We start from the raw sequence: 13,749 nt of genomic DNA, 5'->3' as shown, positions 1-13,749 counted from the left end.
CAATCCCCACTCAGATCCGGTGTTTTTCGGAGGCGGCTTCAAGCTCGCCTTCGCGCGACGAGGTCAGAACGTCCTCGGAGTAGGTCGTATCGACCTTGAACCAGTCGTAAAGCATCCACAGCGCGAGCACGATCGAGATGCCCCAGCATGCGTAAGAGAGTGCCACCCACATGATCTTGCCCCCGATTGCGCGTCGTCGAAACTTTTATTTGTCTTCGAACTTCTCGTTGATGACATCGCGATATTCACGGTCGGATGCCCGGAACAAGAACACGAAATAGCCGATCAGGACCGCCGCCATGACGATCAGCGTCGGCCAGTCGATGATGTAGTGGAAGCGGTTCTGGATGATGTCGTGCGCCGTCTCCGGCGTATAGCCGAGCTTTTCCCAGATCGACGCCATGGTCGGATTCTGGCCGAGCGCTTCCCATGTCTTGGCGTCGAGCGCGTCGATGGATTTCGCGGCACCGGCAAGGCCGAGCTTCAGCGGCAGCCACAGGGCCACGAAGATGGCGACCACAACGACGGCGATATCGAAGACTTGCCCGGCCTTGCTCTGCTCCGGCGGCGTGTAGCGCGGCATGTTCTTGATCCTCAGGAGTTGCTGTTGCGGGCCGCGTCGGCGTTCTTGATGTCGAGCCCGTAGATGAATTCCTTGTCTTCCTTGTAGTGTTTGACCATCGCCAGGATGGCGGCCGTGTTGAAGATCAGCACGGCGGCGGCGGCAATCGCGACGACGGCCTTGATGCCGCCATGCGGAATGTATGGCCATGTCATGAAGAGGACGAAGAGGATCGTCGCCCACAGGCAGATGATCAGCAGCGCGGAGCCGCGCAAGTCGGAACGATACAGCGCCTCGATGCGCTGCTGCAAGTCTGACATCGGTTTTCCCCTTTTTCCGGCGAACGGTCTTGAATCCTCCGCGCGCCGCTCTCTTTCAAGAGAGTGAAATTTTTTTCATAAATTCAGACCGATTTCCGCAATTGTCAAGACGAATTTACGCAGAGTTAACCGTTTGGTTGAGGCGATCGATTTTGCCTGACAATGAAATTATTTGCATTCAGGGGATTGCGGCTCTCTCGCGTTTGCGGTCAATATTCAACCCAAAGCTCCGGCCTCCGCGCCAAGGAGCAGGGAACAATGGATTTTTGAACGGAGGACGAGCGGATGACGGCATCCTGGAGATTTTCGACCCTGGCGGATCGCCATCGCGCGCTGGGTTCGAAGCTCGAAGACTGGAGCGGCATGGGGACCGCCTGGACCTACGACAAGGACGCCGACGAGGAATACATCGCCATCCGCACCAAGGCCGGGCTGATGGATGTGTCGGGCCTCAAGAAGGTCCACATCACCGGGCCGCACGCCTCGCATCTCATCGATCTTGCCACCACGCGCGATGTCGAAAAGATCTATCCCGGCAAATCGGCCTATGCCTGCATGCTGAACGAGGCGGGGAAATTCACCGACGACTGCATCCTCTACCGCACCGGACCGAACGCCTGGATGGTGGTGCACGGCTCGGGCACCGGCCATGAGGAATTGCAGCGCGCGGCGATGGGCAGGGATGTGTCGCTGCGCTTCGACGACAATCTGCATGATCTGTCGCTGCAGGGGCCGGCCGCGGTCGACTATCTCGCCAAGCATGTTCCGGGCATCCGCGATCTCAACTACTTCCATCACATGCAGACGCAGCTGTTCGGCTTTCCGGTGATGATTTCGCGCACCGGCTACACCGGCGAGCGCGGCTACGAGATCTTCTGCCGTGGACAGGATGCGGGCACGATCTGGGACAGAATCCTCGAGGAGGGCAAGAGCGCCGGCATCATTCCCTGCCGCTTCACCACGCTCGATATGCTGCGGGTGGAAAGTTATCTGCTCTTCTACCCCTACGACAATTCGCAAAAATACCCGTTCGAGAACGAAGGTCCCGGCGACACGCTGTGGGAACTCGGCCTCGACTTCACCGTCAGCCCTGGCAAGACTGGTTTCCGCGGCGCCGAGGAGCACTATCGCCTGAAGGGCAAGGAGCGCTTCAAGATTTATGGCGTGCTGCTCGACGGCAAGGAGCCGGCGGACGAGGGCGCGCCGGTCTACCGCGACGGCAAAAAGGTCGGCGTGGTGACCTGCGCCATGTATTCGCCGCTGGTCGAGAAATCGATGGGCATCGCCCGCCTCGACGTCGACTGCGCCGTCAAGGACACCAGGCTCGAGATCCGCAACAAGAGCGGATCGATCAAGGCGACGGCGCAGCCATTGCCGTTCGATGATCCCAAGAAAACCAAGCGCACGGCGAAAGGCTGAGGCACAATCAACAGCGAGGGGTTCGAGGCACGAAGACGTAAATGGCAGCCAAAAGCATCATCAGCCGGCCGGTCTACGGAACGCTTTCTCCGCAGCCCGGCAAACACCATCTTTTCATCGCCGATGCCGAAGGTGCGCTCGCTATTTCAGACATGGCTGAGAAAGCCCCGGCCGGGTTTTTCGACGATGCCGAGATCGTCTTCATCCCCGGTCCCGATGGCAAGCATGTCGCCGTCCTCGAAGCGCTGAAGCCGGCGCAGTTTCACCAGGCGCCGTCCTTCGCCAGCCTGCTGCCGAGGCTCAGGCATACCTTGGCCAACGCCCATATGGGCCTGCGCCTCTACCTCGCCGGCACCGAAGGCCTGATCGGCCAGGCGATGCAGGTGGCGCTGGAAGCCGGCATCGACCACACCTCGATGCAAACAGAACATCGCGGTTCGCTGGCACGGCGCATGCAGTGCGTCCATTGCAAGGGCATCACCGAGAATGTGACGACGCAGCCGGCGACCTGCGCGCATTGCGGCCTGCTGCTTCTGGTGCGCGATCATTATTCCCGGCGCCTCGCCGCCTTCCAGGGCGTCTGCATCAATGCCGAGGACCGCAGTGAAATTCCTCCGATCGAGGAGGCCTTCCCATGAGCACCGGCACCACCAAGCTCGATGTCGTCGTCAGCGATGTCGTCCCGGTCAACGACCTCGTCACTCGTTTTCATTTCCGCCGGCGCGACGGTGAATTGCTGCCGACCTTCTCCGGCGGCGCCCATGTCGTGGTCGAGATGCGCGATGGCGAGCGCACAAGGCTCAATCCCTATTCGCTGATGGGCTCGCCGCTCGACACCAGCGAATACACGATCTCCGTGCGCCGCGATGATGTCGGCCGTGGCGGCTCGCTGTTCATGCATCGCAATGTCAGGCCCGGCCTGGAGATGGTGATCAGCTATCCCGTCAACTTGTTCTCGCTCGACCTCAGGGCGAAGAAACATCTGATGCTGGCCGGCGGCATCGGCATCACGCCCTTCATGGCGCAGACCGCGCAACTGGCGGGAGAGGGCGGCAATTTCGAGCTGCACTACACCTGCCGCACGGCCTCGCTCGGCACCTATGCCGATGTCCTGCGGCAGCGCTACGGTCGCAGGGTCCAGCTCTATCATGACGACCGCGAGGAGCGCATCGATCTCGACCGGCTCTTGTCCTCGCAGCCGCTCGGTACGCATCTCTACGTCTGTGGCCCGGCCGGCATGATAAACTGGGTGCGCGACCGCGCGGCAAGCCTGGGCTGGCCGTCGGAAACCGTGCATTTCGAGCATTTCGCTGCACCACAGCCCGGGCTGCCTTTCGACGTGACGCTGGCCGTCAGCGGCAAGGCGATCCGGGTCGGCGAACAGCAGAGCCTGCTCGAGGCGATCGAGGCGGCCGGTGTCGATCCGCCCTATCTCTGCCGCGGTGGTGTCTGCGGCCAATGCGAAACCAATGTCATCTCATCCGATGGCAAGTTCATCCACAACGACCACTGGCTGAGCGAGGAAGACCACCGCTCCGGCTGCAAGATCATGCCGTGCGTGTCTCGCTTCGAGGGCCGGTCGCTGGTCTTGGAAAGATAGGAGGCGAAGATGGGCATCACCTTTCGCAAGGAAACCTTCCGCGGCGACTTTACCTTCAAGAACAGCCCTGAGCACATCAGGCGGTTCCCGTTTCCGTTCCACGAAGACAGCTACATGTACGCAGTCAACATCGAGCCGCATGTCGTGGGTCCGAAGGGCAGTGTGCTGGAGAACCTGATCGACGTCGACGAGCACTATGTCGCCGAGATGCAGGACCGTGCGCTGGTGCTGGCCGAGGATCCGCTGCGCTGCCAATCGCTGCCGCACATGACGCTCGCCGGCTGGGACCTGCTGGAACTCCTGATGGAGCAGCAGGCGCTGGGCTATCCCGAACATTTCACGCTGACCCGCGATGGCGACCGCTGGCGTTGGATCAACCGGCCGCTCGGTATCGACGACACCTTCACCTTCGGCGACACCTCGACCTTGCCTTACGGGCCGATGGAATACATCACCCGCCAGAGCCAGGGCGATTTCTGCATCCTCGACCAGCGCGACGGCAATCTGTGGATGGATGCCGGCATGGTCACCACCCAGGCCGACTGGTCGCTCGACTTCGACATCGGCATGAATTTCTTCGAGTGGCACGCGCCGGTGCCGCTGGCACACGAGAAGGGGATTTTCGTCAGGGCGCTGAAGTTTCTCACCAACATCCAGCAAGGCAAGCCGGCAAGGCGGCTGAACTGGACGATGACCATCAATCCGCGCCTCGACACCAGCCCGGAGAACTACCACAAATGGGGTCCGGACCGGGCGACGGTGACGCCGGAGAATGTCGGCGACAAGGTGCATCTGCGCGTCGAACTGCAGAGCTTCTGGCGGCTGCCACGCTCGAACGGCATCGTCTTCCCGATCCGCTGCTATCTGATCAAGATGGACGAACTGGTGACGCAGCCGAAATGGGCACGCCGCCTGCACCGCGTCATCCGCGACCTGCCCGATGAGCTGGCCAACTACAAAGGCCTGACGCGGTATAGGCCGACACTGGTGGAGTGGCTGTCGAAGCTTGATGATGGCAGCCCGACGAGCGCGGGGTTTGGCCCGGAATGAATTACTGATGTCGGCGCTGCCCCAAAGCAGCCAATCTCCCCCCAAGAGGGGGAGATGCCCGGCAGGGCAGAGGGGGGCGCCGTAGAGCGCCGGCCCTGCCCAATGTCCCGCTTCCGCGATGCTCACGACGCGTCGCTTAGCCCAGCCACAATCACGACGTGCTGGCAGACATTGTCGATATCGCGAATGACATCGTCGTTCCAGAAGCGCAGGACCGTCCAGCCAAGCGCTTCAAACTTGGCGGTTCTTGCAGCGTCCGATTCCGACGTTTCCGCCTGGCCATGCTGGGACCCATCAAGCTCGATGATCAGCTTTTTATCCGGGCATGCAAAATCGGCGATATGGCCAGCGATAGGCATCTGGCGCCGAAACCCCAGTCCCATCAGCCTGTGTGCCCTGATCGCATTCCAAAGCTTGAGTTCGGCATCGGTCATCACCTTGCGCATCCTGCGTGCATTGCGGCGATTGTTGGCGGACACCAGATTATGCGTCATCGCGGTTCGCCCCCCTCTGTCCTGCCGGACATCTCCCCCTCAAGGGGGGAGATCGAATGCCACTTCGGCATTCGCCAACCGCCAATGCTGCAAAAGAGACCGTCGCGAGCCGCCGATCCTCCCGGGACCATGGGAAGATCGAGCTCCGCTCAACCCGCGCTGTTCTGTGGATAACAAATAATCGACAAATACCGCATCGGCAGCTTCGTCAGCTGCTCCGGCCCATGCGGCGCGTCGGCATCGAAGAACAGGCTGTCGCCGGGCTTCATCGGGTAGAGGTTGCTGCCATGGCGGTAAACGACCTCGCCCTCCAGCATGTAGAGGAACTCCATGCCCTCGTGCTGGAAGGTCGGGAACACATCGGAATCCTCGGTCAGCGTGATCAGATAGGGCTCGACGACGACGCCGCTGGTGTTCGAGCCGATATGGCCGAGCAGATTGTACTGGTGGCCGGCGCGGGTGCCGCGGCGCTCGACGTCCAATCCCTGGCCGGCCTTGACGAAGACCGCACTGCGCTCCTCCTCGAAGCGGCGGAAGAAGGCTGTCACCGGAACGCCGAGCGCGCGTGACAGCGCCTGCAAGGTGGTCAGCGACGGCGAGGTGATGCCGTTCTCGATCTTCGACAGCATGCCGAGCGAAATGTCGGTGGCGACCGCCAGATCGGCAACCGTGATGCCGAGCTTCTTGCGGAACGCCCGCACCTCGCGGCCGATCGCCACCTCAAGCACTTTCTCGCGGGTGTCGCGAATGGCATGCGGATTCTGCGTCAGCGGCGCCCGGATGGTCTTGCCGTCCGCCGAAACCTTGGGCGACGGTTTTGCCTTTGCGGGTCCTGGACCGGCCTTGGAATCGGAAATTGTCTTCGCCATCTCGCCCCCCGAACCAGAAGATTTATTTCACTCAAGGTGAACATGTCAGGTGCCGATACAGGAGCGCAACCAGGACGGCAAGCCATCTTATGTCGCACGCGTCAGTCCGGCGATCGCGGCCGCCGCAGGTTTTTCGCCAAGAATTCATTGTGCGCAAATGCAGTTCCCGCAGATGTCTGTTGACAGCACCGAAGGGCCAATTACTGTCCTGTCAGTGAAATTTGTTTCGCTGGGGAAATCAAGAAGAGGAGGCCCGGAATGAACACTCGCGTTGCCGTCATCGGAGCCGGCCCGTCCGGTCTGGCCCAGCTCAGGGCCTTCAAATCGGCCGAAGACAAGGGCGCCGAAATTCCCGAAATCGTTTGCTTCGAAAAGCAGTCCGACTGGGGCGGCCTGTGGAACTACACCTGGCGCACCGGCCTCGACGAGCATGGCGACCCGGTGCACGGCTCGATGTACCGCTATCTCTGGTCGAACGGACCGAAGGAGTGCCTGGAGTTCGCCGACTACACTTTCGAGGAGCATTTCGGCCGGCCGATCGGCTCCTACCCGCCGCGTGCAGTGCTGTGGGACTACATCAAAGGCCGCGTCGAGAAGTCGGGCCTGCGCAAATGGGTGCGCTTCAACAGCCCGGTGCGCATGGTGACTTTTTCGGAAGAGACGAAGAAATTCACCGTCACCGCGCATGACCGCACCAACGACGTCACCTATTCGGAAGAGTTCGACAATGTCGTCGTCGCCTCCGGGCATTTCTCGGTGCCCAACGTGCCGTATTTCGAAGGCTTCTCGACCTTCAACGGCCGCATCCTGCATAGCCACGACTTCCGCGACGCCATGGAATTCAAGGGCAAGGACATCCTGATCATCGGCCGCTCCTATTCGGCCGAGGACATCGGTTCGCAATGCTACAAATATGGCGCCAAATCGATCACCTCCAGCTACCGCTCCAAGCCGATGGGCTTCAAATGGCCGGAGAACTGGAAGGAGGTGCCGCTCTTACAGAAGGTCGTCGGCAAGACCGCACATTTCAAGGACGGCTCGACCAAGGATGTCGACGCCATCATTCTTTGCACCGGCTACCTGCATTCCTTCCCGTTCCTGACCGACGATCTGAAGCTCAAGACCGCCAACCGCATGTGGCCGCTCGACCTCTATGAAGGCGTCGTCTGGGAGAAGAACCCGCAACTCTCCTACATCGGCATGCAGGACCAGTTCTACACCTTCAACATGTTCGACGCGCAGGCCTGGTTCGCCCGCGACGTCATCATGGGCCGTATCAAGCTGCCGTCGGCCGAGGCGATGGCCGAGCACGGCGCCAAATGGCGGGCGCGAGAGGAGACGCTCGAAGACGCCGAGCAGATGATCTGGTTCCAGGGCGACTACACCAAGGAGCTGATGGACCAGACCGATTATCCGGGCTTCGACGTCGAGGCGGTCAACCAGACCTTCATGGAATGGGAGCACCACAAGGCGGAGAACATCATGGGCTTCCGCGACCATGCCTACCGCTCGCTGATGACCGGCACCATGGCACCGCTGCACCATACGCCTTGGCTGCAGGCGCTGGACGATTCGATGGAGAGCTATCTCGAGGTGAAAGGCGTCGCGGCCGAGTAGTGGCCCACGAGGGGGCTTTGGTGTCAGTCCGGCACCACGACCCAGCCGTGGCGGCGCTTGTCGTAGACTGACTTTGTCGGCGCCGGGAAGGACGGATCGGCGAAGCAGCCGACGGCCACGGCGACCGCCTCCGGTTTTCGTGACGGATACCAGAACACGGTGGACCCGCACGTTCCGCAGAAATGGAAGCTGATCGGGAAGCCGCTGTCGGAATCGCGTTGGAATGTCTTAGACTGGCCCCGGATCTCGGTCGCGGCGGCGTCGAAGAAGGCCGCGATGCCAAACGGGCTGCCGGTCCGCCGCTGACAGTCGAGGCAATGGCAAAGCGACACCAGGATCGGCTCTTGCGGGCAATGTATCTGCGATTGTCCGCAGGTGCAGCTGTCTACCCTGCTGGTCATTCTCTTCTCTCCTTTTGGCGGTATTGACGGTTGAGTATTATCCCAGTCTCGCCCGTGCCTTCGCCGTCCACGCATTGAACAGCCGGTCGGCGACGATGCCGATGAAGGCGATGGCGAGGCCGGCGACGATGCCGCGGCCGGAATCGGCCTTCGACAGCGCGATGAACACCTCCTGGCCGAGGTCGCGGGTGCCGACCATGGCGCAGATGATGATCATCGCCAGCGCCATAAGGATCGTCTGGTTGACGCCGAGCATGATTTCGGGAAGCGCCAGCGGCAATTGCACACGGAAAAACGTCTGGCGCGGCGTGCAGCCCGAAACCTTGGCCGCCTCGATCAGCGCCGGCGGCACTTGCCTGATGCCGTGATTGGTGTAGCGGATGGCCGGCACCACGGCGAAGGCGATCGTTGCAATCATCGCGGTGACGTCGCCGACGCGGAACAGCATCACCACCGGAATGATGAAGCAGAAGGACGGCAGCACCTGCAGCGTGTCGATGATGGGTGTGACGATCTTCTCGAAGCGGTCGCTGCGCGCGGCCATCAGACCGATCGGAATGCCGATCAGGCAGGCGATGAAGGCTGAGATACCGCAAAGATAGACCGTTGCCATGGTCTTCTCCCACAGGCCGGTGACGGCGCAGAAAGCGGTCAGCCCGGCGACCAGGGCAGCCAGCCTCAAGCCTGAGAGCTGATAGCCGGCAAGGCCGAGCAGGAACACCGCGCCAAGCCACGGAAAGCCTTCGCAGAAGGCACGCACCGGGTTCAGCACGTTGAGGATCAGCGCCACGCGAAACGCTTCGATCGTGTCGAAGAAGTTGATGGTGACCCAGTTCACCGCCGCCTTCCACAACGGCGCCGTGGTGAAGGTGATCGCCTTCGGCACCGTCGCGAAGGCCGGCACGAACAGGCCGATCAGCGTGGTGACGGCAAGGATGCCGATCGCCAGCGTCAGATTGGGGTAGCGCCGCCAGAAGCTCGGGCTCGCCTCCTGGTGGACATTGCCCTTCGCCTGCTTGTGGGCGATGGCCTGGCTCAGCCGGTCGAGCGCGATGGCCAGTGCGACGATGGCCAGACCGGCTTCCATCGCCTCTCCGACCTTCAGCGCGCGCAACGCCAGGAGCACATCGTAGCCAAGGCCGCCGGCGCCGATCATCGAGGCGATGATCACCATGTTGAGGGCCAGCATGATCACTTGGTTGACGCCGACCATCAGCGTCGGCCGCGCCGAGGGCAACAGCACGCGCCACAGTTTCTGCCGCGCCGTGCAGCCGGCCATCTCGCTGAAATCGTCGATCTCGGACGGCACCCGCGACAGGCCCAGCATCGTCGCCCGCACCATCGGCGGCGTGGCGAAGATAGCGGTGGCGATCATCGCCGACACCGGGCTATTGCCGAACAAAAGCAGCATCGGGATGAGATAGGCGAAGGTCGGGATCGTCTGCATCAGGTCGAGGGCAGGGGAGACGATGAGCCTCTCGGCCCACGGCTTGCGCCACGCCCAGATGCCTGCGAACAGCCCGGTGACGATGCAGAACGGCACGGCGATGGAGATCAGCGCCAGCGTCAGCATGGCGCTGGTCCATTGGCCGAACAGCGCGATGTAGAGAAAGCAGCCGCCGACCAGCAAGCCGAGTTTTCTGCCGCCGGCGGCATGCCCGGCGATGAAGGCGGCAGCGCACACGCCAACCCAGGACAGCCGCGGCAGGACATAGGCGTCCGCGCCGTGGCCGATCTTGAAACTCTTGGCGAGCAGATTGAGCGCGAAGTCGAGCGGTACGCCGAGCACGGCGGTGATCGAGCGGGTCAGCCACGACAGGTTCGACTTGATCCAGCGCATCAGAGCGCTGACCCAGTCGGCGACCGGAACGATGGCGCTGGCCGGGTAATTCACCGCCCAGGGCAGGCTGTCCTGCAGCAGGAACAGCACCAGCACGGCGGCCAGTGCGAGCGCCCAGATCGCCAGCCACAGCTGAACCGGCGGTCTTGCCTCGCTGGCGCTGGCCGTGACGGTCATACGCCGACCCCGGAACGCTCGATGCCGGCCAGCAGCTCGATCACCGCTTGCGGCGTCACTTCGCCGATCGGTTTGCCGGTGCCGTTGACCACCGCGAACGGCTTGCCGGAGGACACGATGTCGGCCGAGAAGCTGGCGATCTTGGCTTCCGGCGCAACCGTGCCGCCGTGCTCCGATCCATCGCAGGCGCGCATCAGGCCGCGGGCCGAAATCACCTTGGCACGGTCGACGTCGCGCGTGAACTCGGCGACATAGTCGGTGGCCGGATTGACCACCAACTCCTCCGGCGTGCCGATCTGGATGATCTCGCCGTCCTTCATGATGGCAATGCGGTCGGCCAGCCTGATCGCTTCGTCGAAATCATGGGTGATGAAGACGATGGTCTTGTGCAGCATGGTCTGCAGCCGCATCAGCTCATCCTGCATCTCGCGGCGGATCAGCGGATCGAGTGCGGAAAACGGCTCGTCGAGGAACCAGATTTCCGGTTTTGTCGCGAGACTCCGGGCGATGCCCACACGCTGCTGCTGGCCGCCGGAAAGCTCGCGCGGATAGAAATGCTCGCGGCCGCGCAGGCCGACGAGCTCGATCACCTCGCGCGCCCGCACCTCGCGCGTTGCCCGGTCCTGCCCCTGGATGCTCAAGGGAAAGGCGATGTTGTCGAGCACGTTGAGATGCGGCAGCAGCGCGAAATTCTGGAACACCATGCCCATGCGATGGCGCCTGAGCTCGATGAGGGCCGCGTCGGAAATCTTGAGCAGGTCCTTGCCCTCGAATTCGACCTTGCCATGGGTCGGCTCGACCAGCCTCGACATGCAGCGCACCAGCGTCGATTTGCCGGAGCCCGACAAGCCCATGATGATGAAGATCTCGCCCTGGCGGATTTCGAGATCGACGGCGCGCACGGCGCCGACCAATCCGGCGGCAGTGACGTCGGCCATGCTGGCTTTGCCGTCGCGCTCGCGGATGAAATTGGCCGCGTTCGCCCCGAACAGTTTCCAGACATTGCGGCAGGCAAGTTTGACCGGGCGGCCATCCGTACCCGGTTGAACCGCCTGCTGTTCAGTCCCGTCCGTCATCCAATCGTCCTTCTGGAACATCGACCATGAAGACCCGGCCGATCGGACGGCCGGGTCTTCTTCCAGTCGGAACGGTCACTGCGCCCAGGCTTTCCAATCTGCCTCATGGGCCGCGATCCAGGCGGCGGCGACATCTTCGGGCGTCTTGCCGCCGAGGTCGATCTCGCCGCTCATCTTGTTGAGCTCGTCGGTGTCGACCGTGTAGGCCTTGGCCACCTTGTAGGCGACCGGCCATTTGTCCTTCATGCCGGACCAGGAGTATTTCCAGATTTCGCCATGCGGCTTGCCGCAATCATATTTGGCGTCCGGGTTCACGCCCCATTTCGGGTCGTTGTAGCATTCGGGCGTGTATTCGGGGAATTGCACCCACTCGCCCTTGTACTTGGCCGGTGCCCAATGTGGCGAATAGATCCACAGCATGATAGGCGCCTTGCGCTGATAGGCTGAATCCAGTTCCGCGAACATCGCCGCATCGGTGCCGGCATGGATGACGGTGAAGGGCAGCTTCAACGCCTCGACGCGTTCGTCGTCAAAGCCTTCCCAGGTCACCGGGCCGCCGACATAACGGCCCTTCGGCGCGGTCTCTGCCGTCGAGAAGGCTTCGGCGCATTTCGGGTCCTTCAGCGCTTCCCAGTTGGGCAGGCCGGGGCATTTCTCCTTCATGTATTCGGGGAACCACCACTCTTCCTTGGCCTTCGGACCGAGCTTGCCGAGCCGTTCGGTCTGGCCGGTCGCATCGGAGGCCTTCATGGCTTCGCCGGCGGTCGTGTCCCAGAACTCCAGGCCGACATCGAGGTCGCCGTTGGTGAGGCCGGTGGTCAGGCTGGAGAGGTAGTCGGCGGTCGGATATTCGACGGTGTAGCCGAGCTTTTCGAGAATGCCGCCAAGGATCTTGGCGTTGAGGTTGACGCTGGTCCAGTCGAACAGCGCGATCTTGATCGGGTCGTTGGATTCCGGTGCCGCGGCTTTGGCGGAAGGCGTCAGCAGGCTCAGTGTCGCCAGCGCCACGGCGCCCAGCGATAGTTTCGAAATTCTACTGTGAGATGACATGCTTGTTCTCCTTCAAGCTGTGACGGTTATCATTCGTTCCCTTCTTGCGTCTTTTTCTGCCGTTCTGGGTCTTTCCCTGATTGTGTTGGAAAGACCTGTCGTTGCGCAAGGCCGTTGCCGCTCTGACGCGGCCAAAGCCGGCGCAGGCGAGATTGTGCTGAATTGGGAGTGATGAAATATGCCGGGAGGGTCAGCGTCATGGCTGCCGACGGATCGCTGCGGGAGCGATCACCTGCGGATCAATTGCCACTCCAGCGGCGCCCTGCACGGTGCAAGCCATCAAGGTCCCATGATCTCGGCTGTCGGCGCGGCAAGCCCCTTCTCGCCACGGCCGTTTCATAGGATGAAATTATATATACCAACGTTTATCGCGCGCAACGACTAAGGCTTCGCGAGATGCATAAATTCAGACCGCAGGCGAAGACCGACCTGACCGCCGGGCATTCCTACCAGCAGACGTAGCCGCCATCGACGATCAGGTCGAGGCCGGTGACGAAGCTCGATGCGCGACTGGCCAGGAACACTGTCGGCCCGACCATTTCCTCTGGTGTCGCCATTCGACCCATGGGCGTGTCCCGCTTGAAGATCTTGATCTCTTCAGCGACCTCCGGCCGCCTGTTCATCGGCGTCAGCGTGTAGCCCGGGCTGACGGCATTGACGCGCAGGCCGCGATCAGCCCACTCCATGGCGAGGCTCTTCGACATGTGGATGACGGCGGCTTTCGAGGAATTGTAGTGCGCCTGCGTCAGCCCGCGATTGATGATGGTGCCCGACATCGAGGCGATGTTGATGATCGACCCCTTGCGCCGCGTCAGCATCTTGCGCGCCTCGGCCTGGCAGGACAGGAACACGCCGGCGACATTGACCTCGTGCACTTTCCGCCACGTCTCCAGCGACAGTGTTTCGGCTGGTTCAGAACCGGCAATGCCGGCATTGTTGACCGCGACCGTCAGCGCACCGAGTTCAGCCTCGACACGATCGATCGCCGCCGCGAGGTCGCTCTCCGATGTCACCGTGCCGGTCAATACCAGCGCCTTGCGGCCAAGTGCGGTGATCCGCTGCGCTGTTTCGTCCAGCCCGCCCTTCGACGCATGGCCGAAACAGGCGACGTCGGCGCCTGCCTCGGCCAATCCGATCGCGATTGCCTGGCCAATGCCGCTGCCCGCGCCCGTAACCAGCGCGACATCGCCGTCCAGCTTGAAAAGATCCATCATACCCTCCCTGTCTCAGGGAAGGTATGCGTTGCACCATGCTTCGATCAAGCGTCCTGTGGG

15 protein-coding genes are annotated in these 13,749 nt (G+C 62.1%); 5 read left to right on the top strand and 10 right to left on the bottom strand.

Features of this window, described 5'->3' with window-relative positions; translation table 11 throughout:
• Positions 1 to 10 precede the first annotated feature (10 nt).
• Genes AC0NIH_RS27695 through AC0NIH_RS27685 form a run of 3 tightly spaced genes read right to left on the bottom strand, consistent with a single transcriptional unit; the run spans position 11 to position 882 of the window.
• On the bottom strand, positions 11 to 172 hold the full coding sequence (locus AC0NIH_RS27695; protein WP_023764600.1) for a hypothetical protein: 162 nt from the start codon (positions 170 to 172) through the stop codon (positions 11 to 13).
• A gap of 33 nt (positions 173 to 205) precedes the next feature.
• Positions 206 to 583: a hypothetical protein gene (locus tag AC0NIH_RS27690; RefSeq protein WP_023764599.1), complete on the bottom strand. Its 378-nt coding sequence runs from the start codon at positions 581 to 583 to the stop codon at positions 206 to 208.
• 11 nt (positions 584 to 594) lie between these two features.
• Positions 595 to 882 carry a hypothetical protein gene (locus tag AC0NIH_RS27685; RefSeq protein ID WP_023777959.1) on the bottom strand — a complete coding sequence of 96 codons (288 nt, stop codon included), beginning with the start codon at positions 880 to 882 and terminating at the stop codon, positions 595 to 597.
• A gap of 285 nt (positions 883 to 1,167) precedes the next feature.
• Here AC0NIH_RS27685 and AC0NIH_RS27680 point away from each other — a divergent pair, with 285 nt between their 5' ends.
• The 4 genes from AC0NIH_RS27680 to AC0NIH_RS27665 are packed head-to-tail and all read left to right on the top strand — an operon-like array spanning position 1,168 to position 4,951.
• Positions 1,168 to 2,301, top strand: a complete 1,134-nt coding sequence (locus tag AC0NIH_RS27680) for an aminomethyl transferase family protein (protein ID WP_023777958.1) — start codon at positions 1,168 to 1,170, stop codon at positions 2,299 to 2,301.
• 41 nt (positions 2,302 to 2,342) lie between these two features.
• Positions 2,343 to 2,939: a dimethylamine monooxygenase subunit DmmA family protein gene (locus AC0NIH_RS27675; protein ID WP_473466816.1), complete on the top strand. Its 597-nt coding sequence runs from the start codon at positions 2,343 to 2,345 to the stop codon at positions 2,937 to 2,939.
• The gene (locus tag AC0NIH_RS27670) at positions 2,936 to 3,901 is read left to right on the top strand and encodes a PDR/VanB family oxidoreductase (protein ID WP_224687535.1); all 966 of its coding nucleotides are present in this window, start codon (positions 2,936 to 2,938) and stop codon (positions 3,899 to 3,901) included. The genes AC0NIH_RS27675 and AC0NIH_RS27670 overlap by 4 nt, the downstream gene beginning before the upstream one ends.
• Before the next feature lie 9 nt (positions 3,902 to 3,910).
• The gene (locus tag AC0NIH_RS27665; RefSeq protein ID WP_473466818.1) at positions 3,911 to 4,951 is read left to right on the top strand and encodes a heme-dependent oxidative N-demethylase family protein; all 1,041 of its coding nucleotides are present in this window, start codon (positions 3,911 to 3,913) and stop codon (positions 4,949 to 4,951) included.
• A gap of 122 nt (positions 4,952 to 5,073) precedes the next feature.
• Here AC0NIH_RS27665 and AC0NIH_RS27660 read toward each other — a convergent pair whose 3' ends face one another.
• Both AC0NIH_RS27660 and AC0NIH_RS27655 read right to left on the bottom strand, forming a co-directional pair.
• Entirely contained in the window at positions 5,074 to 5,445 is a 372-nt protein-coding gene (locus AC0NIH_RS27660) for an endonuclease domain-containing protein (RefSeq protein WP_023764593.1), read from the bottom strand.
• Positions 5,446 to 5,594: 149 nt separating this feature from the next.
• The gene (locus AC0NIH_RS27655) at positions 5,595 to 6,314 is read right to left on the bottom strand and encodes a helix-turn-helix domain-containing protein (RefSeq protein WP_224687537.1); all 720 of its coding nucleotides are present in this window, start codon (positions 6,312 to 6,314) and stop codon (positions 5,595 to 5,597) included.
• Positions 6,315 to 6,572: 258 nt separating this feature from the next.
• Here AC0NIH_RS27655 and AC0NIH_RS27650 point away from each other — a divergent pair, with 258 nt between their 5' ends.
• Positions 6,573 to 7,931: an NAD(P)-binding domain-containing protein gene (locus AC0NIH_RS27650; RefSeq protein WP_473466819.1), complete on the top strand. Its 1,359-nt coding sequence runs from the start codon at positions 6,573 to 6,575 to the stop codon at positions 7,929 to 7,931.
• A 23-nt stretch (positions 7,932 to 7,954) separates the two neighbouring features.
• Here the strand turns inward: AC0NIH_RS27650 and AC0NIH_RS27645 are convergent, their stop codons facing one another.
• The 5 genes from AC0NIH_RS27645 to AC0NIH_RS27625 all read right to left on the bottom strand — a co-directional run bounded on the left by AC0NIH_RS27645 (position 7,955) and on the right by AC0NIH_RS27625 (position 13,686).
• Complete coding sequence (locus tag AC0NIH_RS27645; RefSeq protein WP_473466821.1) at positions 7,955 to 8,332, bottom strand: GFA family protein; 378 nt, start codon at positions 8,330 to 8,332, stop codon at positions 7,955 to 7,957.
• Between the two features lie 37 nt (positions 8,333 to 8,369).
• Positions 8,370 to 10,349 carry an ABC transporter permease gene (locus AC0NIH_RS27640; protein ID WP_473466823.1) on the bottom strand — a complete coding sequence of 660 codons (1,980 nt, stop codon included), beginning with the start codon at positions 10,347 to 10,349 and terminating at the stop codon, positions 8,370 to 8,372.
• Positions 10,346 to 11,425: a quaternary amine ABC transporter ATP-binding protein gene (locus tag AC0NIH_RS27635; RefSeq protein ID WP_023778603.1), complete on the bottom strand. Its 1,080-nt coding sequence runs from the start codon at positions 11,423 to 11,425 to the stop codon at positions 10,346 to 10,348. The genes AC0NIH_RS27640 and AC0NIH_RS27635 overlap by 4 nt, the downstream gene beginning before the upstream one ends.
• Before the next feature lie 75 nt (positions 11,426 to 11,500).
• Positions 11,501 to 12,475, bottom strand: coding sequence for an ABC transporter substrate-binding protein (locus AC0NIH_RS27630; RefSeq protein ID WP_023778604.1), 975 nt, complete (start codon positions 12,473 to 12,475; stop codon positions 11,501 to 11,503).
• A 446-nt stretch (positions 12,476 to 12,921) separates the two neighbouring features.
• The gene (locus AC0NIH_RS27625; RefSeq protein WP_473466825.1) at positions 12,922 to 13,686 is read right to left on the bottom strand and encodes an SDR family oxidoreductase; all 765 of its coding nucleotides are present in this window, start codon (positions 13,684 to 13,686) and stop codon (positions 12,922 to 12,924) included.
• Positions 13,687 to 13,749 lie beyond the last annotated feature (63 nt).

It is taken from the genome of Mesorhizobium sp. WSM1386, assembly GCF_055901595.1.
This window is presented reverse-complemented; position numbering and strand designations above follow the sequence as displayed.

What these genes read in the sequence shown, in the direction of transcription:
- AC0NIH_RS27695 (WP_023764600.1), bottom strand. Translation starts at nt 172, where the DNA reads ATGTGGGTGGCACTCTCTTACGCATGCTGGGGCATCTCGATCGTGCTC.
- AC0NIH_RS27690 (WP_023764599.1), bottom strand. Translation starts at nt 583, where the DNA reads ATGCCGCGCTACACGCCGCCGGAGCAGAGCAAGGCCGGGCAAGTCTTC.
- AC0NIH_RS27685 (WP_023777959.1), bottom strand. Translation starts at nt 882, where the DNA reads ATGTCAGACTTGCAGCAGCGCATCGAGGCGCTGTATCGTTCCGACTTG.
- AC0NIH_RS27680 (WP_023777958.1), top strand. Translation starts at nt 1,168, where the DNA reads ATGACGGCATCCTGGAGATTTTCGACCCTGGCGGATCGCCATCGCGCG.
- AC0NIH_RS27675 (WP_473466816.1), top strand. Translation starts at nt 2,343, where the DNA reads ATGGCAGCCAAAAGCATCATCAGCCGGCCGGTCTACGGAACGCTTTCT.
- AC0NIH_RS27670 (WP_224687535.1), top strand. Translation starts at nt 2,936, where the DNA reads ATGAGCACCGGCACCACCAAGCTCGATGTCGTCGTCAGCGATGTCGTC.
- AC0NIH_RS27665 (WP_473466818.1), top strand. Translation starts at nt 3,911, where the DNA reads ATGGGCATCACCTTTCGCAAGGAAACCTTCCGCGGCGACTTTACCTTC.
- AC0NIH_RS27660 (WP_023764593.1), bottom strand. Translation starts at nt 5,445, where the DNA reads ATGACGCATAATCTGGTGTCCGCCAACAATCGCCGCAATGCACGCAGG.
- AC0NIH_RS27655 (WP_224687537.1), bottom strand. Translation starts at nt 6,314, where the DNA reads ATGGCGAAGACAATTTCCGATTCCAAGGCCGGTCCAGGACCCGCAAAG.
- AC0NIH_RS27650 (WP_473466819.1), top strand. Translation starts at nt 6,573, where the DNA reads ATGAACACTCGCGTTGCCGTCATCGGAGCCGGCCCGTCCGGTCTGGCC.
- AC0NIH_RS27645 (WP_473466821.1), bottom strand. Translation starts at nt 8,332, where the DNA reads ATGACCAGCAGGGTAGACAGCTGCACCTGCGGACAATCGCAGATACAT.
- AC0NIH_RS27640 (WP_473466823.1), bottom strand. Translation starts at nt 10,349, where the DNA reads ATGACCGTCACGGCCAGCGCCAGCGAGGCAAGACCGCCGGTTCAGCTG.
- AC0NIH_RS27635 (WP_023778603.1), bottom strand. Translation starts at nt 11,425, where the DNA reads ATGACGGACGGGACTGAACAGCAGGCGGTTCAACCGGGTACGGATGGC.
- AC0NIH_RS27630 (WP_023778604.1), bottom strand. Translation starts at nt 12,475, where the DNA reads ATGTCATCTCACAGTAGAATTTCGAAACTATCGCTGGGCGCCGTGGCG.
- AC0NIH_RS27625 (WP_473466825.1), bottom strand. Translation starts at nt 13,686, where the DNA reads ATGGATCTTTTCAAGCTGGACGGCGATGTCGCGCTGGTTACGGGCGCG.